Consider the following 20539-nt stretch of genomic DNA (forward strand, 5'->3'; position numbering starts at 1 on the left):
AGATTCGCGCGCTTCGAATCAACAACAAATCCTTTCCGGGAGACTTCATGACGATCGTCGCCACGACTGCCACCCGTTTCCTGCGCCACGGCCCGCACGCGTTGTCCGCCGCCGTGCTCGCCGGCTTCGCCATCTCGTCCCTTGCGCAGACCGTATCGCCGGGCATCTGGCACGACGACACCGAGTACACGCTGAACGGCAAGCCGTTGCCGCAAGGCACCGATCCGATGCCGGACCAGTGCCTGAGCGACGCGGACGCGAAGAACCTGCGCAAGACGATGGCCGCCCGCCTGCAGCGCGATAACGTCCGCTGCACGATCACGAACTGGGACTACGCGGGCACGACGCTGAAGGTCGCACTGTCCTGCGCGAACGAACAGGGGCGCGGCAACGGCACGGTGACGGGCGCCGTCACGCCGACGAGCTACGACCTGAATGGGCAATTGCACGGGCAGCATGCGCAGGCTGGCGCGTACACGCTCGCGTGGACGTGGCGCGGCAAGCGCGTGGGCGACTGCAAGTAACGGAGCGAAGCGGCGCGCATCGCATGGCGCGTGCCGTACCCATCGGTGAACCTGCCGCAAGATTGCAGGCATTCAGGGTCCGCATGCTTGAATACATCACAATGTGATATAAAATCAAGGCAGGCCTTCGCGTCATCCAGCCTCCACGCCACACACGAATCCGGCCGCGCGACGCGCATCGTGCGGGGCGAACGTCCGGTTCAGAAGAACGGGCGGCGCTCACGCGCAGCGGGATGGCCACGGGGCCTCGCCGCGACCGGCGGCACGATGCGCCGTACGGTTCGCGGCCACGACAAGGGGAAATGACGATGCTGATCACGTTTCGCTCTTCCGCCGCACCCGACATCGTGATGTTGCGCGATCTGGCGCAGTATCTGCTCGGGCTGGTCGGCAAGGGGCTCGACGTCCGTGGCGTGATTTCCACCGACGAACTGCCTGAGGCGATCGCACGGCTCGAACAGGCCATCAGGGACGATGCGGCGCGCGAACGCGCACACGAGCATTCGACGCAGGCGCTGCGCGACGACGTGTCGCCGCATGCGGGCGGGCTCGCGCAGCGCGCGTGGCCGCTGCTGGACATGATGCGTGCGGCCCGCGAACAGGGCCGGCACGTGATGTGGGGCGTGTAGGCGCGCAGCGCGCGTGCCGCCTGCGGTACCGGACCTCCGCTGGAAGGCCGGCGGCTTCGTGTCGAAAGACGCGTGTGCCGTCGGCCGATTTTTTTGCGTGGCGGGATCGCCGGCGCGATTACGAATGATGATGCGTATGCGAGCGCGACGAGCGCCGCGCGGACCTGTGCAGCAGTCTGTCGCGCGTGCGGTCGCGGCCGCGTTGGGCCGCGAAGAACAGCACCGCGAACACGAGGACCGCGAGCAGCACGAGGGTCTGGACGATACCGTTTTCCATGTCGCCTCCGGGCAGGATGGGGGACGAGGGATGCGCAACCGGGCGTCAGCCGGCGGGCGTGCAGGCGCCGGCGAGCTGCGTGTCGATGAAGCGCTTGGCCAGCGCGATCGAAATCCGGAGCGCGTCCGAGTCGTTGCGAAACACGTGATGCTTCGGATCGAGCAGATGCGTTTCGTGGCAGCCGCGCGCATCGCGCCAGTACACAACGGCGAGCGGCTGGTACAGCGCGCCGAGCTCGAGCCCTTCGCCGGCCATCGGGTCGACGAGCGCAACCGCGCGGATCGCGCACTGGCGATAGGTCAGGCAGAGCGGCGACGCCATGACGGTCTCCGCGCCGGGCGCCGGCCGTTCCGACCCCGCGTGGTGCGTGATCGGACGAATGGGCGCCGGGGCGTGGTCACGTGAGCATCGGCATCGCTTCGATCAGCACGATGCCGAGCAGCGCGCCGAGTGCGGCGCCGACCAGTTTCGGGTGCCACCGTTCGAGATGCAGCGCCGTCAGCAGCGCGCCGAACAGGATCACGCCCAGCAGCGCGAACGCGATCACGAGGTACCCGATTTCGAAATCGTTGTTGATCAGCATGATGTCTCCTTCCCATGTCGGCGGGTCGCGTTCGGCTGTGCTTTGCCTGCGCAGCCGACGTCGTACGCCGGATGTTCCTGAATCAATTATATATCACGACATGATACAAATGCCGCTCGTACGCGGAAGCGGTTGTCGGGCGGCGATATTCGGGGGCCGAGCGGCGTGGAGTGTCGCCGTGTCCGGCCGGATGCGGCGCGTGACGGCTTCCGGCCGGACGGCTTGACGCTCGGCGGCACGTCACCCACACTGGGTCGCACGACGGGCAGGCGGCGCGGGGCCTGTCATGTGCGCGTCACGTGTGGCATGTCCCCGCACCGGTGCGCGGCCCAGGCGTCCAGCCGCGAACGCGCGGAGAGCTTCGACGTGGTGCATTTTTCTTCCCGATGGACTGGCTGCCTGCTGATCTGCGCGGTTGCATTTGGCGCGGGAGCGGCTGTGGCCGATACGCTCGACACGGGCAGCGACGCGCCCGTCACCGTCGTCAGCGATGTCCACGAATTCGTGATCCAGCACGACGGTTCGCTCGACGAGCACGACGATTCGACGCTGCGCGCGAACAACGCGAACGGTATCGATGCAATCGCGCAGCGCTACGTGTGGTTCGACAAGAACCTCGAGAAGGTGGACCTGCTCGCCGCCGAGACGATCGACCGCGACGGTGTCGCGCATCCGGTCGACGCGGGCGGCATCCGCGACGTGCAGGAGCCGCGCTCGGCCGGCGCGCCGACGTTCCAGGACGGGCTGTTGCGCACCGTCGTATTTCTCGGCGTCGAAGCCGGGTCGAGCACGCGCGTGGCGTTCCGCAAGACCCGCACGAAGCCGGTCAACCGCGGCTACTTCGGCTACACGGTCGAGCCGTCGCGCGAGCCGGTCGACAGCCAGCGGCTGATCTTCGACGTGCCGGCCGACATGCCGCTGTACGCGGATGCGCGCGGCTACGTCGCGCTGCCGCCGGTCACCGCGAACGGCCGCACGCGCTACGCGTTCGACTACCGGCACGGCCCGTACGACCGCATCGAGAGCGGCGCGGTCGGCTACCCGACCTACGGCGACCGGCTCGTCGTGTCGACGCTGCCCGACTACGCGGCGTTCGCCGCGCGCTACCGCAACGCGGCCGTCGATCCGGCCGCGGACGATCCGGCCGTCGAGCGGCTGGCGCGCGCACTCACCGCGGGCGTTGCCGATCCGCGCGACAAGGCGCGCATCCTGTACGACTGGGTGCAGGCGAACATCCGCTACGTCGGGTTGTTTCTCGGTGAAACGGCCGCCGCGCCGCATCGCGTGACGGACATCCTGCGCAACCGCTACGGCGACTGCAAGGATCATGTCGCGTTGTTCGGCGCGCTGCTCGCGGCGGTCGGCATCCGCAGCGAGCCGGTGCTGCTCAATCTCGGGTCCGTCTACACGCTGCCGTCGGTGCCCGGCTACGGCGGCGGTGCGATCAATCACGCGATCACGTGGCTGCCCGATCTCGCGCTCTACGCGGACACGACGACGGCCGGCATCGCGTTCGGTTATCTGCCGCCGATCGTGATGGACCGTCCCGCGCTGCTCGTCGACACGGGCGTACTGTCGCGCACGCCGGCCACGCAGCCGCGCGGGCGCATCGCGCGGGTCGAGATCGATGCCGCCGGGCCGGGGGCCACGCGTTTTCATGCGTACATCGAGGACGACGGCTGGACGGCCGAACTCGAACGCAACCTGTTTCGCCGCGCGACGCCCGACCTCATCGCGCAGCTCGCGAACAACCGTCTGCGGCAAAGCGGCTTGCGCGGCCGCGCGCAACTGTCGACCAGCGACCGGCACGTGACCGACGGGCCATTCGATGTGACGATGTCGGGCACGCTCGACCATTTCGTGTGGCCCGACGGCACGACCGCGTTACCCGCGCTGTCGAGCCTGACGGGCGGCATCGCGACGCAGGTTGAAGGCTGGCTGGCCGAACCCGTGCGCACGCAGCCGTGGGGCTGCATCGGCGGCACGTTCGACGAAACCGGCGAGATCGCGCTGCCGGCCGACGTCGCGGTGACCGACCTGCCGGCCGATACGGCCGTGCACGACCGCTTCGTCGACTTCACGTCGCATTACGTTTTCGACGACGCCGCGCGTGTCGTGCAGGTCACGCGGCGGATGACGGCGAATTTCGGCCGCCAGGTGTGTACGCCGGACGAATTCACGGCGCTGCGCGTGTCGCTCGAGCGCATCGAACGCGACACGCAGGCGCAGATCGTCGTGCGGGCGAAAGGGCGCTGAACGGGCAGGGGAAGTGAGCGCATCGATGCGATCGGTCGACGCGCAGGAGGGACATCATGACGGAACGGGATCACGAGATCGCCGATCTCTCGAAGGAAGTGCTGGGCCGGATCGTGCAAGGCACCGTGGCGAGCGGCGCGGTCGTCGATGCGGAGCACTGCGCGGCGCTTGCCGTGCAGTGCGCGACGGCGCTGGTCGACCGGCTGGAAGCGCGCAGCGGCTGAGCGCTGCCATCGTGCGTGGCGGTGACTTGAGCGACGCCTGGCGGCCGTCGCGAGCCTCACGCGCGACGCATCATGCTTCGACGCGCACCTCGCCGTCCGCGCGCACCGCACCCGGCGGCTTGCCGACCACGCGCTTGAACGCACGGCTGAACGCGGCCAGCGAGCCGTAGCCGAGCCGGTACGCGACGGCTTCGATCGTCTCGCGGTCGCGCGCGATCCACTGCGCGGCGAGCCGCATCCGCAGCTCGGTCAGGTAGCGCACGGGCGTCATCCCGGTCGCCGCGAGAAACCGTTCGGCGAACACCGAGCGCGACACGCCCGCTTCGGTCGCGAGTTCCGCGACGCTCCAGTTGCGACCGGGGTCGCGATGCAGCGCGACGATCGCGCGGCCGAGCTTCGGCTCGCGCAGCGCCTGCACCCAGCCCGTCGCGTCGCCGCATCCGCACTCGACCCAGCCGCGCACGATGAACGCCGCGACCACATCCGCGAGCCGCGCGAGAATGCCCGCGAAGCCCGCGCGCGCCGTGCATGCTTCGCGCTCCATCGCGTCGAGCATCGGGCGGATTTCCGGGTAGCGCGCGAGCAGCGTGCCCACATGCATGAACTCGGGCATCGTGCCGACCAGCGGCTGCATGCCGCCGAGATCGAGTTCCATGCACGCGCTGAAGATCAGCGCATCGCCGGCGCCCGGCTCGGTCGTCGCGCAACGGGCCGGCGACGCACCGGCCGATGCCACCGACGCGACCGTATCGCAGATCTTCGCGACCTCGAAGCCGTTGAGTTCGTGGCACGGCGCATCCGCGTCCGACACCAGCGCGTGCACGCGGCCGTGCGGCAGCAGGATCGCGTCGCCGGCCTCGAGCCGCATCGTCTCGCCCGACGCATCGCGCAGCAGCACGGGCCCGCGCACGACGAAATGGAACTGCGCGCGGCCCGTCACATGGCCGAAATTCAGCCCGAACGGCCGCGCGACCTGGATGCGGCGGTACTGCACGCCGCTCAGGCGCATCCCCAGCAGCAGCTCGCTGACGAGGTCGTGCACATCGGGAATCGGGGGCAGAAGAGGCTCGGACATATCGAGATTCGGACGTTCGATCAATAAGCACGGATTGTATGTCATAGACCGTCCTGACGTGGTTCCTTACGATACGCCCTCATCAGTACTTTCCCTAACCGACACGGAACCACGCATGAATCCCGGAATCTCCTCGGCCGCCTCGACGGCGGCCCCCCGCGAACCGGCCTGGGGCGCGGTATTCGCGATGGCGCTCGGCGTGTTCGGGCTCGTCACGGCCGAATTCCTGCCGGCGAGCCTGCTGACGCCGATGGCCGACAGCCTCGGCGTGACCGAAGGCGTGGCCGGGCAAGCCGTCACGGCCACCGCGACGGTCGCGCTCGTCACGAGCCTGCTGATCTCGGCGCTGACGCGCACGATCGACCGGCGGCGCGTGCTGCTCGTGTTCTCGGTGCTGCTCGTCGCGTCGAACCTGGCGGTCGCGTTCGCGCCGAACCTGACGACGCTGCTGATCGGGCGCGTCGTGCTCGGCATCGCGCTCGGCGGCTTCTGGACGATGGCGACGGCCACCGCGATGCGGCTCGTGCCGACGTCGATGGTGCCGCGCGCGCTGTCGATCATCTTCAGCGGCGTGGCGGTCGCGACGATCGCGTCCGCGCCGATGGGCAGCTACTTCGGCCACCTGATCGGCTGGCGCAACGTGTTCCTGATCGCGGCCGCGCTCGGCGGCCTCTCGTTCGTGTCGCAGATCCTCACGCTGCCGTCGATGCCGCCGAGCGGCACGACGCGGCTGCGTACGCTGATCGACGTGCTGCGCCGGCCGACCGTCGGCCTCGGGATGTTCGCGACGATCCTCGTGTTCACCGGGCATTTCGCGTTCTTCACGTATCTGCGGCCGTTCCTCGAACAGGTGGCAGGTGTCGGCGTGAACGGGTTGTCGGCGATCCTGCTCGGCTACGGCATCGCGAACTTCGTCGGCACGTCGCTGGCCGGCCGCGTGCTCGAACACCGGCTGCGGCCGATGCTGATCGGCATGCCCGCGTTGATGGTCGTGCTCGGCATCGCGCTCGTCGCGCTCGGCCGTGCGCCGATGATCGACGCGGTGCTCGTCGCGTTGTGGGGGATGGCGTTCGGTGGCGTGCCGGTCGCGTGGTCGACGTGGGTCACGCGCACCGTGCCCGACGAGGCCGAGAGCGCGGGCGGGCTGATCGTCGCGGCCATCCAGCTCGCGATCGCGACGGGGGCGGCGGCCGGTGGCGTCGTGTTCGACGCGAACGGCGCGGCCGGCGTGTTCGTCGGCGCGGCCGTCGTGCTGGCGGTCGCGGTCGCGACGATCGTGACCGGCGTGCCGAAGCGCGTCGGCGTGGTGTCCGCGCTGGCGGAATGACGGATGCCGGCGGGCCGCCCGGCCCGCCGCTCAACGTAGCGGCGCGTGCGCGTCGAGCAGTTGCCGGTGACGCGCTTCGGTCGCGTCGTCGGCCGGAAACATGCACTCCATGCGCAGTTCCTGCGCAGCCGCGCTTTGCGGCGTACCGACCGTCGTGATCAACGAGAAGTAACGCAGCACGACGCCTTCGTGGATAAAGCCGATCGGGATGACCGGCAGCGACGGCGCGGCGGCCGGCGCCGGCGGCGTGTTCCAGTCGCGCGGCGCATCGGGGCTGGCGAGCAGGTCGTCGAGCAACTGCCGGGTTTCGTCGTCGAGCACGCGGCCGACCGATTCGCGATGCACGCGCTGCAGCAGGCTGCGCGACACGGTGCCCCAGTCGGCCACGAACGGCCGCATGCCGTGCGGATCGAACATCAGGCGCAGCAGGTTGCGCGGGCCTTCGCGCGCAGCCATGTCGATGAAGCAGCCGAAAAAGCGCGGCGCCGCATCGTTGGTCATCAACACGTTCCAGTGGCGGTCCATCACGATCGCCGGAAACGGCTCGTGCTGCCGTACGACGCGTTCGAGCGCGCGGATCACGCCATGCATCTCCTGCGCATCCCACGGCGCTTCCGAATACACCGGCGCATAGCCGGCCGCGAGCAGCAGCGCGTTGCGCTCGCGCAGCGGCACGTCCAGCGCCTGCGCGAGCGTCAGCAGCGTGTCGCGGCCCGGCACGCTGCGTCCGCTTTCGATGAAGCTGATCTGGCGCTGCGAGATGCCCGCGTCGAGCGACAGGTCGAGCTGGCTCACGCCGCGCACGTCGCGCCAGTAGCGCAGCAACTGGCCCAGTTCGTGCGGCGGCGTGTCCGGATCGCGGCGGCTGGCGTTCATCGGAGGGTCCTGATCGTTCCGTGATCGACGCGAACGACTATATCGGACTCACGCGGCATGCGCATGCCACGCGAATGCGTCGAACGGCGCTTCGAGCGCGGGCTGCGCGACGCTGCCGACGTAGTTCGTGATCGTCGACGCGGCGACGACGGCGATCACTTCCAGCAACTGCCCGGCGCCGAATCCCGCGTCGAGAAACGACTGCCGGTCGGCGTCGGCCAGGTGGCCGCGCGTGTCGATCAGCGCGCGCGCCGTGGCTGACAGCGCGGCCAGTTTCGCGTCGGCGGGCAGATCGCCGCGCCGGATCGCATCGACGTCGGCGGGCGCCACCCCCTGTTTCAGCGCGAGCGCGGTATGGAACGCGACCGGCCATTCGCTTGCGTTCGTCACCGCGTTGGTGAGCAGCAGCGTCTGGATCTGCGGCTCGGTGAGGCTGCTGGCATGCACGCGCTCGAACAGGCCGATGAAGCCGTTGATCAGCACCGGCGACGCGGCCATGGCTGCCGCGATGTTCGGGACGATGCCGAAGGTGTGCTGGAGCTGCCGGAGGGCGGGCTTCGATTCGGCCGGCGCGGAATCGATCGTATGAAGCGGAAAGGCGGACATGATGTTCCCGGGCGAGGAGCGCCGCCGGAATGGCGGCGCGACACCCGAAGCGTAAGAGCGTGCGTGTCGTGCGCCAATTACATGCAATGTAATCGTTCGATGCACACCCGGCGCGCGACCGCTCCGCGAATCCGCTAGCCGCCTTGCTTGACCATCGAAGCCAGCGTCTTCATCGCTTGCAGATACGGATAGGGCCCGTGGCTGATGCGCGCCACGCCGTATTCCGCGAAGTCGGCGAGCGTCGGCGTTTCCGCGACGCGCATCACGTTCACGGGCAGCGGCGACGCGGCCGTCAGCGCGCGAATGAGCGCCGGCGAGCGAAGGCCCGGCACGAACAGGCCGTCGGCCCCGGCTGCCGCATACGCACGTGCGCGCGCCAGCGTCGCGTCGAGCAGGCGTTCGTCGTGCGTATCGGCCGCTGCCTTGAAGAACACGTCGGTGCGCGCATTGATGAAGTAGTCGGCACCCGCACGATCGGCCGCCTGCCGTGCCGCGGCGATCCGGGCTGCCGCTGCTTCGGTGTCACGCAATTCGCCCGTTGCCGGAACACTGTCTTCGAGGTTGCAGCCGATCGCGCCGGCCTGGATGCTCAGCGTGATCGTGTCGCCGACATCGTCCGGCCGCTCGCCGTACCCGCTTTCGAGATCGACGGTGACGGGCAGGTCCGTTGCGCGCGTGATTCGTTCGAGCACCTCCATCATCAGCGCGCGCGGCATCTGCTCGCCGTCGACGAAACCGTTGGCCACCGCGACCGACCAGCTGCCGGTTGCCAGTGCGACGGCGCCCGCGTCGGCGACCGTGCGCGCACTGCCGGCATCCCACACGTTGAACAGCGCCAGCGGCTGGCCCGCGCGGTGTAGCGACCGGAAATACGCGCCTTTCTCGTTGCTGCTCATGCTCGCTCCTCCTTGTGAAGACCGGATTGGTTGTCGTGCCGAGCGATATTGCCACCGAATCGGGCGCCGTGAGGCATTCGTACGATGACAACTGACAAGGAATGGCAGGAGACCGGCAACCGGTCGCGCGCCGGTTCAGTCGCGTGCCGCCGGATCGACCGATAGCGCACGCAACTGGCCGCGCAACTGATCGACTTCGCCCGGTGCGAACGGGCGCTCGATGTCGGCATGGGTCTGTTGCCACAGCGGGAACGCGTCGGCCAGCAGGTCGTGGCCGGCCGGCGTCAGTTCGAGCAGGCGGCTGCGCCGGTCGTCCGGGTCCTGGATGATCGTCACGAGACCGCGCCGCTCGAGCGGTTTGAGCGCGGCGGTGAGCGTGGTGCGGTCCATCGCGAGCAGCGACGCGACCGATTTCATCGAGGCCGGTTGCGGCCGGTTCAGCGACATCAGCAGCGAGAACTGGCCGTTGGTGAGGTCGAGCGGGCGCAGTGCATCGTCGAAGATGCGCGCAAGATTGCGCGCCGCGCGCTGCATGTGCAGGCACAGGCAGCAATCGCGCACCATCAGCGTCGTTTCGAAAGGAAGCGTTTCTTTTCGTGCCATGTTGCAATTGTGTTGATATCAACCTATCTTGTCAAGGTCGAGGCGCGGCAGCCCGCCGCGCCCGTCATCGGAGGAGAAGGCATGAGTGCTCAACAGCAGTTGTATCTCGCCGTATTTCTCGGGACCAAGGATAGTCCGGCCATGAAGGCGTGGGTGGCGCTTCCGGAGGAGGCGCGGCGCACGCGCGAGCGGGACGGCATTGCCGCATGGCATGCGTGGGTCGACCGTCATCGCGACGCGATCGTCGAGATGGGCGGGCCGCTCGGCAAGACCAAGACCATCGACGCGGGCGGCATCAAGGACACGGCCAACGCGCTGAGCGGCTTTACGGTCGTGCGCGCGGCGTCGCACGAGGCGGCCGCCGCGCTGTTCGAAGGCCATCCGCATTTCACGCTGTTCCCGGGCGTGGCGATCGACGTGATGCCGGTGCTGGCGATTCCCGGCGCGTGAGCGACCCGTCGTGCCGGGCGCCGCGCGTCGCGTCGATGCGCCGTGGCCGGCAGGCGGATATTTTCCCGACATTCTGGATGGAGATTGGCGATGAAGCTTTACGGATTTGCCGGCACGCGTTCGCAACGCGCGCTGTGGGGGCTGAAGGAACTGGATGCGGACTTCGAATTCGTGTCGGTCAATCTGCTCGAGGGCGAGCACCGGCGGCCCGAGTTCCTGCGCCTCAACCCGGCCGGCAAGGTGCCCGTGCTGGTGGACGGCGACCTCGTGATTCCCGAGTCGGCCGCAATCGTGCTGTACCTCGCGGACAAGTACCCGGAAAAAGGGCTGCTGCCCACCGACCCGGCGCTGCGTGCGGAGGCCTACCGGTGGGTCATGTTCGCGGTGACGGAGCTCGAGCAGCCGCTGTGGCGAATTACGCGGCATTCGTTCATCTATCCGCCGGAGAAGCGCTCGCCGGCCGATATCGAGCTGGCGCGTGAGGATTTCACGACGATGGCCGCGATCCTCGACAAGCATCTCGAAGGGCGCGACTTCATCGTCGGCGATTCGCTGACGGTGGCCGATTGCGTGACGGTCTACCTGATCGACTGGGCGAGCGAATGCCACCTGATCGAACCGTTCCCGCAACTGCGCGCGTATCTCGAGCGGCTGTATGCGCGGCCGAAGGCGCCGCAGCGGATCGCGGACGCACGCAAGGCGGCGTGACGGCGCGATGCGGGCATGCGCCGCACCCGGTTGCGGTCACGACACGTCGTCGGGGCCGCCGAGTGCGCGACACAGCATCGACAGGTCGCGCAGTTTGAGGTGCGGCGTCGCGGCCTGCTGCGGGGTGGGTTCCGTTGCCGGCCGCGGGTCGCGAACGACCCATGCGGCCTGAAGCCCCGCATTCAGCGCGCCGACGATATCGAGGTGGAAGTCGTCGCCGACGTGCAGCAGTTCGGCCGGACGCACGCCGAGTGCGTCCGCCGCCGCATGGAAGATCTCGGGTTCCGGCTTCGCGAAGCCGAATGCGCGCGCGCTGAGCGTCGTGCGGAAGAATTCGCCGCCGCCGGTCAGCCGGAGATCCGCGTTGCCGTTGGTCACGGCAATCAACGGAAAACGGGCGCTCAACCACGCGAGTGCTGGCAATGCGTCTTCATAGAATTCGACGCGGTTCCGCGCGGCATAGAACACGTCGTACGCGGCGTCGGTCAACGCGACATCTTCGTTCGCGCGCGCCAGCGCCAGCTGGATCGAGCCGATTCTCATCGCGCGAAAATCGCCGGCGAGGTCCGGGCGCAGCCGTTCGTATTCCTCACGGAGCTCGCTCAATGCCTGTTGCGTGGGCAGCACACGCCCGGTATTGGGCGCGTGCTCGATCAACCATGCGCGCAGCAGCGCCTCGGCTCGTATGACGGAAGGCCCGAACGGCCACAGGGTGTCGTCGAGATCGAACGAGACGGCGGAAACTTTGGCGAGACGCATGGCGGTTGAAAGAGGAGGGTTGCTTACCAGGGCCACGGAACGGAGGTTCCGGTGCCGTTGTCGAGGGCGTGCCGATACAGGAAGCGTGCGACGGTCAGGTCCTGAAGCGCGAGCCCCGTCATGTCGAACACGGTGATGTCGTGCGCGGCACGGTCGACCGACGCCGCACCGGCGAGGATGTCACCGATTTCCGTGCGCGGCAAATCCGGCGCCCACTGGCACTCGCCGATGCGGCGCGCCTGGTCGTGATCGTCCACGAAAATGCGCGCGCGTTCCAGCACGCCGGCCGGCAGCTCGCGCTTGCCTGCGGTATCGGCGCCCACGCAAGTCAGATGGGTGCCCGGCTGAACCGCGGCCGCATCGAACAACGCACCGCCGCCGGGTGTTGCCGTGATGACCACGTCGCTGCTGGCCACCGTGTCGTTCCGGTCGCGCGCCACGCTGATCGTGCATCGCTCCAGGAAGGCCGATTCGAACTCCGGGTCCGGCTCGCCGCTGACGTTCACGTACCGCACCGTGCACCGCTGCGGCAGCAGGCTCAGCGCGTAGTCGAGCTGGACGCGCGCCTGCACGCCCGTGCCGAACACGCAGATTCGCGTGCTGTCGGGGCGGGCGAGCTGTTGCAGCCCGAGGCCGCCGGCTGCGCCGGTCCGCGCGGTGGTGATCGCGTTGCCGTCCATGATGCACAGCGGGCGGCCCGTCGCCGGATCGAACAGTGCGACGGTGGCCTGATGCGGCTCGCCGCCGACGCGCCGGTTGCCCGGCCAGAACCCGGCCGCCTTGAAACCGAGCAGATCCTGGCCGGCGACGTCGCCCGACTTGATGCCGAACACGCCGCCGGTGTGCAGCTTCTCGCGCACCACCGGGAATACGCGTCCGGCCCGCCGACGGTGCAGCACGAAGGCTTCGCGGACCGCCGTCATGACTTGTCCGGCCTGAAGGGCGGGCGCGACGGCATCGTGGTCGAGAAGCAGGAGTCGGGCGTCTGTCGGCATGGTCGGGAGCGCCTTTTCGGCGCAAGACGAATCGAAGGTTTTTAAATTTTGTCCAGATTTGGATAAATAGTCAATCCGTGGCGGAGCGGCGTGGACCCCGGGCGTCGCTCACCAGCCGTAGAAGCGCGGCCACGTTTGTGCGGCGCCGCCTTCGCCGATGGCCTGGTATTCGGGATGTTGCGCGCCGGTCGCGCACGCATGATTCGGCAGGATGCGCAGGCGCGTGCCGATCGGAAACCGTTGCGCGATGCCGGTGTCCGGCGAGCCCGTGCGCGATACGATCCCGTGCTCCTGGTTGGCCGCGCTCATCACGTAGTCGCCGAGCACGTCGCCGGCTTCGGTGCAGACCTGCCCGTAGCCGAAATCGTGCGCCTGGCGCTGCGTGCCGCGGTCGCGGCTCATCGCCATCCAGCCTGCATCGACGATCGCCCAGCCTTTCTCTTCCTGATGGCCGATCACGGTGGTCAGCACCGACAGCGCGATATCGGACAGTCCGCATACGCCGATGTTGTGCATCACCAGGTCGAACATCACGTACACGCCGGCGCGCACCTCGGTCACGCCGTCGAGGCGTTGCGCCGACAGCGCGGTGGGCGTCGAGCCGATGCTCACGACCGGGCAGGGCAGCCCGGCGGCTCTCAGGCGCTCCGCGGCCCGCACGGTGCGGCTGCGCTCCTGTTCGGCGACCGCCGCCAGCGCGTCGGGCGTGTCGAATTCGTAGCTGGAGCCCGCATGGGCCAGCACCCCGCCGAGCACCATCCCGCCGTCGACCAGTGCGCGGCCGACGTCGATCAGCAGGTCGGCTGCGGGCGGGATGCCCGAGCGGTGGCCGTCGACGTCGACCTCGATCCACACGTCGAAGCGTTCGCCGTGCTCGCGCCCGAACGCGGCGATCGCGTGCGCGGCCTGCAGGCTGTCGGCGACGATCTTCAGGTCGCAGCCTTGCCGGCGCAACGCAAGCGCCTGGCCGAGCTTGGCGGGCACCATGCCGACCGCATAGACGATGTCGCGTACGCCGCCCGCGAAGAACTGCTCGGCTTCCTTGAGCGTCGACACCGTGATGCCCGGTGCGCCCGCCGCGATCTGCGCATCGACGACGTGCCGGCATTTGGTGGTTTTGACGTGCGGCCGGAACGTGACGCCGAACGTGTCCAGATGCGCCTGCATGCGCGCGATGTTGCGATGCATGCGGCCGACATCGATCAACGCGGCCGGGGTGTTGAGGGTTTGAAGGTCCACGATGGGTTCGATTGCGAGGTTGCCGATGCGGACACTGTAGGACGATTGGCATGCACCGTGTTTAACGCAGGACTAATCCATCATTAAATGCGACTTAATCAAGCGGACCTCGCGGACGCGTGGCGCGACTCATGCGTTGGCACGCCACGGCGGCGGATCGAGAAACTGCCGCGCGGCTTCGAGAAAGACCCGCTGGCGCGCCGAACGGCCGGTGCGCGACGGCAACAGCGCCGTCACCGGCGCGGACGGCAGGTGCCAGCCGGGCAGCAGCCGGACGAGCTTGCCGTTCGCGAGTAGCGGCGCGACGTCCCACTCCGAGCGTTCGACGATGCCGAGCCCGGCCAGCGCCCATTCGGTGATGACGGTGCCGTCGTTCGACGACAGCGCGCCGGAAACGCGAATGACGGCGGACCGCCGCGACTCGCCCTTGACGTCACCATCGGGCGAGAAACGCCAGCGCGGAATGTCCTCGTCGTTTTCGCGCAGGCACAGGCAGTCGTATCGCGCGAGGTCGGACGGATGATTCAGGTCCTTGATGCGGCGCGCATAAGCCGGGCTCGCACACAGGAAACGCTCGTTGGGCGCGAGCGGATAGCCGATCCACGACGACGACCTGAGGCTGCCGACATGGACGACCACGTCGGCTCCCGGCGCGCTGGTCAGCGGGCTCTCCGACAGGTGCAGCGAGATTTCGAGCTTCGGGTGCGCGCGCTGCACATCGCGCACGATCCGCGCGACGTACTGGCGGCCGAAGCCGAGCGGAGCGACGACGCGCAGCGTGCCCTGCACGTCGCCGTGATCGCCCGCGATGCTGACCGGCAGCGCCTCCACGCGCTCGAGAATGCCGACGGCCTCCTGGTAGAGCCGCTGCCCTTCGTCGGTCAGCGCAATCCCTTTCGGCTGCCGCACCGCGAGCCGCGCGTTCAGGCGCGCTTCCATCCGCTGCAGGCGAATCGTGACCGCGGGCGGCGTGAGGTCGAGCAGGCGCGCGGCAGCGGCCAGTGAGCGCGACGCGCCGATCGCGCGGACGAGCCGCAGGTCGTCGAGATCGAGCATTTCATGTCTCTTAATGCTGGGGGCGTCGGTCATTAAACCGCATATCACGCGGCGAAGCCATCGACGCGGCGGGACCGCGCTTGTCACATTCGGCCGATACATTGAATTTCCCGATGCCGTCCGGCATTCGGCACGAATTTTCCGATCGATTGACCGACCGTCCGTCATGACCCTCACCCAGCTTCGCAGCTTCATCGCCGTCGTCCAGCACGGCGGCTTCACCGCGGCCGCCCGTGCGCTGTCCACCAGCCAGACGACGATCACGTCGCAGATCCAGACCCTCGAACACGAACACGGCGTCGAGCTGTTCCACCGGCGCGGCCGGCGCGTCGAACTGTCGGCGGTCGGCCTCGAATTCCTGCCGATCGCGCGCCGCATCTGCAGCGACGAGAGCGACGCGGCCGCGCTGCTGCGCGACAGCGGTGCGTTGCAGCGCGGCTCGCTGAGGATCGGCGCGGTCGGCCCGTTCCACGTGACGGAGATGATCGAGGCGTATCACGCGATTCATCCGCGCCTGCACCTGTCGGTCGCGCTCGGCAATTCGGAAACCGTGCTGCGCGATCTCGACCAGTACGTGTGCGACGTCGGCGTGGTGGCGCGTGCGTTCGAGGACGCGCGCTACTTCACGCAGCGCTATGCGAGCTTTCCGGTGATCGCGTTCGTGCGCGCGACCCATCCGTTCGCGACGCGCGACGCGATCACGCTGCGCGAACTGGCCGGCGAGCCGCTGCTGATGCGCGAACCGGGCTCGACGACGCGCCGCGCGCTCGAAGACGCGATGGAGACGGCCGGCCTGACGCCGCGCATCGCGATGGACATCGGCAGCCGCGAGGCGTTGCGCGAGGCCGTCGCGCGCGGGCTCGGCGTCGGCACCGTGTCGAAGGCCGAGTACGTGCCCGACGAGCGGCTGCGGCCGCTGCGCATCGACGGCGATCCGGTCGAAACCCATATCCACGTGTGCTGCCTGAGCGAGCGGCGCGACAGCCGGCTGGTCGCGTCGTTTTTCGAGGCGGTCGCGCGGTGCCGGCCGCTCGACGCGTGACAGCGGATCGTCCGGTGCCGGCCCGCGGCGGCGATCGATCGAAAATTTCGATCGATCCATCGTCGATCACCGGGATTTTCGATCATGAACGCGTCATCGCGGATGCCTAACCTGCTGCTCAACCCCATTCCATCCAGGGACGAGCATGAACTTCGCTGCAGATTGGCCTTCCCGCATGATTCGTCATGCAGATTATTGGGCCGTGCACGTGCACGGCACGCCGTGTCGCGCGGGAGCGGCGGCATGAGCGACTGGCGCTTTCACAATCCCGTCCGGATCCGCTTCGGCGTCGACGCGCTGGCGGATCTGAACGAGGCGCTCGCCGGGCGCAGCTACGCGATCGTCACGTATCCCGACGCGGTGTTCGCGCGGATCGCCGACCGTGTCGAAGCACAGCTCGGGCCGGCGCTCACGCGGATCGACTGCGTCGAGGCGAACCCGTCGGTGCCGATGCTGCGTCGCGCGTGCGACCGGCTCGCCGCATTGCCCGGCAAGCCGGACGTGCTGATCGCGCTCGGCGGCGGCTCGGTGATCGATTCGGCGAAAGTGCTGGCCGCCGAACACGGCGACTTCGACCGCGTGCTGCGCATCCTGTCCGGCGGCGCCGGCAATGACGATACCGCGCGGCCTGCGCTGCCGATCGTCGCGATCCCGACCACGGCCGGCACCGGCAGTGAAGTGACGCACTGGGCGACCGTCTGGGATCCGCACAACGCGCGCAAGCTGTCGCTGTCGCGGCCCGATCTCTATCCGGAAACGGTGATCGTCGATCCGCGGCTGATGGTCGGCCTGCCGATGCAGCCGACACTCGCGAGCGGCCTCGACGCGCTGTCGCACGCGCTCGAAAGCATCTGGAACATCCATGCGAACCCGGTGACACGCGGCCTCGCCGTGCAGGCGGCGCGCGAACTGATACGCGGCCTCGGCCGCGTGAATGCGCATCCCGACGATCTCGACGCGCGCAGCGACATGGCGCTCGGCGCGCTGCGCGCGGGGCTCGCGTTCTCGAACACGCATACCGCGCTCGCCCACAACATTTCCTACGCGATCACGCTGACGCGCGGCGTCGCGCACGGCATCGCGTGCTCGTTCTGCCTGCCGGCCGTGATGCAGGCGGCGCTCGGCGTCGACGCCGCGTGCGACGCCGCGCTGCGCGAGATCTTCGGCGATACGGCGACGGCGCCCGCGCAGCTCGGCGCGTTGCTCGATGCGCTCGGCGTCGCGAGCCACCCGGCCGCGTACGGGATCGGCGCGCACGAATGGGCGCAGATCGTGGATCACGCATTCGACGGCGCACGCGGGCGCAACTTCATCGGCACGCGCGCACGCTTTCCGCATTTCGACTTCAGCCCGGAGCAGCCCGAGCGGGCGCTTCACTGACGAGGACTTCCATCATGACACCGTCTCACCCGATCGAAACCGACGCGCTCACGCGTCTCGACAACCTGCCGTGGACACGCTTTCACACGCTGATGCTGGTCGCGCTCGGCGTCGGCTGGGCGCTGGATTCGTTCGAAACCAACATCATCGGCAGCGTGTTCGGCGTGCTCAAGTCGCACTGGCACCTGAGCGCCGCGCAGGGCTCGCTCGCGGTCAGCATCTGGGTGTTCGGGATGCTCGTCGGCGCAATCGCGTTCGGCTATCTCGCCGACCGCTACGGCCGCAAGCGCCTGTTTCTCGCGACGCTGCTCTGGTACGCGTTGTTCAGCGTCGCGACCGTGCTGTCGTGGAACTACGATGCGTTCCTGTTCTTCCGCGCGATGACGGCGCTGGCCGTCGGCGGCGAATATTCGGCGGTGACCGCGACGATGGGCGAGTTCATCCCGAAACGCCATCGCGGCCGCACCGACGCGCTGATCCTGTCGGGCTTCCCGGTCGGTGCGTTGCTGTCGGCGGCCGTGTCGTATCTCGTGCTGAACCAGTTGCCGGCCGAGTGGGCATGGCGCGTGGGCTTCGGCCTCGGCACGACGATGGCGCTGGTGTTCTTCTGGATTCGCCGCGTGATTCCGGAGTCGCCGCGCTGGCTGATCCAGCAGGGGCGCGTGGCGGAAGCCGAAGCGATCGTCGCGCAGATCGTCGAGCGCGAGGCACGCGATCCGCGGGTGCAGAACGATCGCGCGCAGCTGACGAAACGTTATACGCCGACCCGTTTCGCGCACCAGGCGCCCGCGTTCTGGCGCAACGTCGGCGAGCTGTTCGGCGCGTACCGCGCGCGCTGCGCGCTGGCCGGGGCGCTGAACTTCTCGCAGGCGGCCGTCGTGTACGGCGTGCTGTCGCTGATGGCGCTCGTGATCCTGCCGTACATGAAGGTACCGTCGACCGACATGCCGGTCTACTACATGATCGGCAACGCCGCGGCGCTCGCGGGCGGTATCGTCGCGGCGCTGCTCGTCGAGGCGTGGGGGCGGCGCGCGTCGCTGTTCGCGAGCTACACGTTCACCGTCGCGGCTATCGTGTTCATCTACGCGATGCATGCGCTGCCCGGCATGGTGCTCGGCTACTGCCTGATCCAGTTCGGCGTCACATGGGCGTACATCTCGGGCTATGTCGTGTCGTCCGAGATTCTGCCGACGCGGATTCGCGCGACGGGGCTCGGGGTGTCGGTCGCGATCGGCCGGCTCGGCGCGGTGATCGCGCCGCTGATGCTGACGAACGTCTACGCGATGTCCGGCGCGCCGTCGGCCGCGCTGATCGTGCTGCTCGTGCTCGCGTTGCCGGGCCCGCTCGCGGCCGGCCTGTGGTGGATCAACGGGCGCGAGACGCGGCGGATTTCGCTCGAGGCGTGCAGCGCGGAAGCCGACGCGCAGCCGGCGGTGGACGCCGCGCCGCGCATCGCGTGACTCCCGGCTGCCTGCCAGCCTACGCGTGCAGCCCGAAAATCAGCGACCGGTGTGCGCCCACGCCGGCCGCGACGCCCGATGCCGATGCGAACGTCGCGTTGGTCATCAGGCTCGACGCGTCGCCGGCCGCATACACGCCGGCGACGCTCGTCTGCTTCCACGTATCGACGCGAATCGCGGTGCCGAGCGGCCCTTCGTCGAACGCGCAGCCGAGCTGCTGCGCGAGGTCGCTGGCCATGTCGGTGCGCGCGCCGATGAACAGCGCCTCGACCGGCACGACTTGACCGTCGGCGAGCCGCAGTGCGTCGATACGCGGTGCATCGCCGAGGATCTCGACGACCGGCGAGCGCGCGATGCGCACGCCGCGCGCGGCGAGCAGCGCGGCTTCTTCGTCGTTTTCCTCGACGACGCCCTGCGTGAACCACGTCGTCGGGCCCCAGTCCGGAATCAGGATCGCCTGATGGACCGAGAGCGGATGGGTGGCGAGCACGCCGAGCCGCTGGCCGCTTACTTCGTATCCATGGCAGTACGGACAATGCAGCACGCTGACACCCCAGCGTTCGGCGAGCCCCGGCAGCGCGGGCAGCTCGTCGCGGATGCCGGTCGCGAGGATCAGCCGGTCGGCGCTCGCGCGGCCGCCGTCGGCCAGCGTCACGTGAAAGCGGCCGTTCGCATCGCGTTCGGCCGTGCGCGCCTCGCCTTCGATCAACTGCACCGTCGGATACGCGGCGAGCTGCGCGGTCGCTTCCGCGACGATCTGCGCGGGCGGCTTGCCGTCCTGTCCGAAGAAACCGTGCGCGTGTTCGGCAAAGCGGTTGCGCGGCCGGCCTGCGTCGATCACGAGCACGCGACGGCGTGCCCGTGCCAGCTGCATCGCGGCCGACAGTCCTGCAAAGCTGCCGCCGACCACGATCACTTCATGATGGGTATCCATGTATCCACTCCTTTCTGAACCTGCGTGAATGACACACGTGCTCCGCTGGCGGCCAACTCATGAAACACGAGAAGTTGCATGATAGGGCGATGGTATCATTCATGCAACTTCAGAAGTTTCGAGAGAGGGGAGTGCCGCCCGTGAGAACCGACAGCCGTTTGTCGCGCATGCTGCATGCGCTGATCCACATGGACCAGGCCGACGGCCCGCTGACGTCGGAGACGATCGCGACGATGCTGTGCACGAATCCGGTCGTCGTGCGGCGCTTGCTCGGCGGCCTGCGCGATGGCGGCTACGTGCAGTCGGAGAAAGGGCACGGCGGTGGCTGGGCGTTGAGCGTCGCGCTCGACGACATCACGCTGCTCGACGTCTATCGCGCGGTGGGCGAGCCGCCGCTGTTTTCCGACCTGGTGCCGGAGGACGAGCCCGAATGCCTGGTCGAACAGGCCGTCAACGCACATCTGTCGGCCACGCTGAAGGATGCCGAAGCATCGCTGCTGGCGCGCTTCGGCGAAGTCACGCTCGGCATGCTGTCGCGCGATTTCGAGGCGAAGGCGGCCCGGCTGCGCCAGCCGCGCTGACGCATCGCAGCATCGCGGTCGCTCGCACCTGACGAGCGATCCGGCGCGGCTGAAACTGC

The 20539-nt window shown here is 68.6% G+C and carries 24 protein-coding genes; 11 read left to right on the plus strand and 13 right to left on the minus strand.

The window, feature by feature from the left end; all coding sequences use genetic code 11:
• Positions 1–47 precede the first annotated feature (47 nt).
• Positions 48–524: a DUF3617 domain-containing protein gene (locus OHZ10_RS21605; protein WP_342705751.1), complete on the plus strand. Its 477-nt coding sequence runs from the start codon at positions 48–50 to the stop codon at positions 522–524.
• 308 nt (positions 525–832) lie between these two features.
• Positions 833–1153, plus strand: a complete 321-nt coding sequence (locus OHZ10_RS21610) for a DUF1840 domain-containing protein (protein ID WP_174992914.1) — start codon at positions 833–835, stop codon at positions 1151–1153.
• 118 nt (positions 1154–1271) lie between these two features.
• Here OHZ10_RS21610 and OHZ10_RS21615 read toward each other — a convergent pair whose 3' ends face one another.
• The 3 genes from OHZ10_RS21615 to OHZ10_RS21625 form a co-directional block, all read right to left on the minus strand.
• Positions 1272–1430 (minus strand): hypothetical protein, encoded by a 159-nt coding sequence (locus tag OHZ10_RS21615; RefSeq protein WP_174992876.1) that lies wholly within the window; start codon positions 1428–1430, stop codon positions 1272–1274.
• A 45-nt stretch (positions 1431–1475) separates the two neighbouring features.
• Positions 1476–1751, minus strand: a complete 276-nt coding sequence (locus tag OHZ10_RS21620) for a hypothetical protein (protein ID WP_059237608.1) — start codon at positions 1749–1751, stop codon at positions 1476–1478.
• Positions 1752–1827: 76 nt separating this feature from the next.
• Entirely contained in the window at positions 1828–2013 is a 186-nt protein-coding gene (locus OHZ10_RS21625; RefSeq protein ID WP_059237607.1) for a hypothetical protein, read from the minus strand.
• Positions 2014–2379: 366 nt separating this feature from the next.
• Here OHZ10_RS21625 and OHZ10_RS21630 point away from each other — a divergent pair, with 366 nt between their 5' ends.
• A complete protein-coding gene (locus tag OHZ10_RS21630; protein ID WP_342705979.1) occupies positions 2380–4269 on the plus strand; it encodes a DUF3857 and transglutaminase domain-containing protein in 1890 nt (629 codons plus the stop codon).
• Between the two features lie 56 nt (positions 4270–4325).
• Entirely contained in the window at positions 4326–4493 is a 168-nt protein-coding gene (locus OHZ10_RS21635) for a hypothetical protein (RefSeq protein ID WP_342705752.1), read from the plus strand.
• 70 nt (positions 4494–4563) lie between these two features.
• On the opposite strand, the gene OHZ10_RS21640 is transcribed toward OHZ10_RS21635, so the two are convergent.
• Positions 4564–5613, minus strand: coding sequence for an AraC family transcriptional regulator (locus OHZ10_RS21640; protein WP_059237605.1), 1050 nt, complete (start codon positions 5611–5613; stop codon positions 4564–4566).
• Between the two features lie 70 nt (positions 5614–5683).
• Between OHZ10_RS21640 and OHZ10_RS21645 the strand changes: the two genes are divergently transcribed.
• Positions 5684–6895 carry an MFS transporter gene (locus tag OHZ10_RS21645; RefSeq protein ID WP_059237604.1) on the plus strand — a complete coding sequence of 404 codons (1212 nt, stop codon included), beginning with the start codon at positions 5684–5686 and terminating at the stop codon, positions 6893–6895.
• A gap of 30 nt (positions 6896–6925) precedes the next feature.
• Here OHZ10_RS21645 and OHZ10_RS21650 read toward each other — a convergent pair whose 3' ends face one another.
• The 4 genes from OHZ10_RS21650 to OHZ10_RS21665 form a co-directional block, all read right to left on the minus strand.
• A complete protein-coding gene (locus OHZ10_RS21650) occupies positions 6926–7771 on the minus strand; it encodes a helix-turn-helix domain-containing protein (RefSeq protein WP_256086747.1) in 846 nt (281 codons plus the stop codon).
• Positions 7772–7819: 48 nt separating this feature from the next.
• A complete protein-coding gene (locus tag OHZ10_RS21655) occupies positions 7820–8377 on the minus strand; it encodes a carboxymuconolactone decarboxylase family protein (protein WP_342705753.1) in 558 nt (185 codons plus the stop codon).
• A gap of 134 nt (positions 8378–8511) precedes the next feature.
• Positions 8512–9273, minus strand: a complete 762-nt coding sequence (locus OHZ10_RS21660) for an isocitrate lyase/PEP mutase family protein (RefSeq protein ID WP_059237601.1) — start codon at positions 9271–9273, stop codon at positions 8512–8514.
• Between the two features lie 135 nt (positions 9274–9408).
• The gene (locus OHZ10_RS21665) at positions 9409–9876 is read right to left on the minus strand and encodes a MarR family transcriptional regulator (protein WP_342705754.1); all 468 of its coding nucleotides are present in this window, start codon (positions 9874–9876) and stop codon (positions 9409–9411) included.
• Positions 9877–9957: 81 nt separating this feature from the next.
• Between OHZ10_RS21665 and OHZ10_RS21670 the strand changes: the two genes are divergently transcribed.
• Together OHZ10_RS21670 and OHZ10_RS21675 are read left to right on the plus strand one after the other, a co-directional pair.
• Positions 9958–10326 (plus strand): YciI family protein, encoded by a 369-nt coding sequence (locus OHZ10_RS21670; protein ID WP_059237599.1) that lies wholly within the window; start codon positions 9958–9960, stop codon positions 10324–10326.
• A 90-nt stretch (positions 10327–10416) separates the two neighbouring features.
• Positions 10417–11034 carry a glutathione S-transferase family protein gene (locus OHZ10_RS21675; protein WP_174992871.1) on the plus strand — a complete coding sequence of 206 codons (618 nt, stop codon included), beginning with the start codon at positions 10417–10419 and terminating at the stop codon, positions 11032–11034.
• A 36-nt stretch (positions 11035–11070) separates the two neighbouring features.
• On the opposite strand, the gene OHZ10_RS21680 is transcribed toward OHZ10_RS21675, so the two are convergent.
• From OHZ10_RS21680 to OHZ10_RS21695, 4 genes are all read right to left on the minus strand, one after another.
• Positions 11071–11793 (minus strand): HAD-IA family hydrolase, encoded by a 723-nt coding sequence (locus OHZ10_RS21680; RefSeq protein ID WP_342705755.1) that lies wholly within the window; start codon positions 11791–11793, stop codon positions 11071–11073.
• Positions 11794–11816: 23 nt separating this feature from the next.
• Positions 11817–12788 (minus strand): ornithine cyclodeaminase family protein, encoded by a 972-nt coding sequence (locus OHZ10_RS21685; RefSeq protein ID WP_342705756.1) that lies wholly within the window; start codon positions 12786–12788, stop codon positions 11817–11819.
• 108 nt (positions 12789–12896) lie between these two features.
• Positions 12897–14027 carry a DSD1 family PLP-dependent enzyme gene (locus OHZ10_RS21690; RefSeq protein WP_342705757.1) on the minus strand — a complete coding sequence of 377 codons (1131 nt, stop codon included), beginning with the start codon at positions 14025–14027 and terminating at the stop codon, positions 12897–12899.
• A gap of 129 nt (positions 14028–14156) precedes the next feature.
• Entirely contained in the window at positions 14157–15116 is a 960-nt protein-coding gene (locus OHZ10_RS21695; RefSeq protein WP_407045105.1) for a LysR substrate-binding domain-containing protein, read from the minus strand.
• 133 nt (positions 15117–15249) lie between these two features.
• On the opposite strand from OHZ10_RS21695, the gene OHZ10_RS21700 reads away from it, so the two are divergent.
• The 3 genes from OHZ10_RS21700 to OHZ10_RS21710 all read left to right on the plus strand — a co-directional run bounded on the left by OHZ10_RS21700 (position 15250) and on the right by OHZ10_RS21710 (position 18965).
• On the plus strand, positions 15250–16125 hold the full coding sequence (locus OHZ10_RS21700) for a LysR substrate-binding domain-containing protein (RefSeq protein ID WP_059237593.1): 876 nt from the start codon (positions 15250–15252) through the stop codon (positions 16123–16125).
• 243 nt (positions 16126–16368) lie between these two features.
• Positions 16369–17505 (plus strand): iron-containing alcohol dehydrogenase PsrA, encoded by a 1137-nt coding sequence (psrA, locus tag OHZ10_RS21705; protein ID WP_256086742.1) that lies wholly within the window; start codon positions 16369–16371, stop codon positions 17503–17505.
• 14 nt (positions 17506–17519) lie between these two features.
• On the plus strand, positions 17520–18965 hold the full coding sequence (locus tag OHZ10_RS21710) for an MFS transporter (protein ID WP_340625307.1): 1446 nt from the start codon (positions 17520–17522) through the stop codon (positions 18963–18965).
• A 19-nt stretch (positions 18966–18984) separates the two neighbouring features.
• On the opposite strand, the gene OHZ10_RS21715 is transcribed toward OHZ10_RS21710, so the two are convergent.
• On the minus strand, positions 18985–19899 hold the full coding sequence (locus tag OHZ10_RS21715) for an NAD(P)/FAD-dependent oxidoreductase (protein ID WP_342705758.1): 915 nt from the start codon (positions 19897–19899) through the stop codon (positions 18985–18987).
• Positions 19900–20039: 140 nt separating this feature from the next.
• Between OHZ10_RS21715 and OHZ10_RS21720 the strand changes: the two genes are divergently transcribed.
• Positions 20040–20480, plus strand: coding sequence for an RrF2 family transcriptional regulator (locus OHZ10_RS21720; RefSeq protein WP_174992863.1), 441 nt, complete (start codon positions 20040–20042; stop codon positions 20478–20480).
• Positions 20481–20539 lie beyond the last annotated feature (59 nt).

Source organism: Burkholderia arboris, assembly GCF_038723655.1.
In the GTDB taxonomy this organism is placed as follows: Bacteria; Pseudomonadota; Gammaproteobacteria; order Burkholderiales; family Burkholderiaceae; genus Burkholderia; species Burkholderia arboris.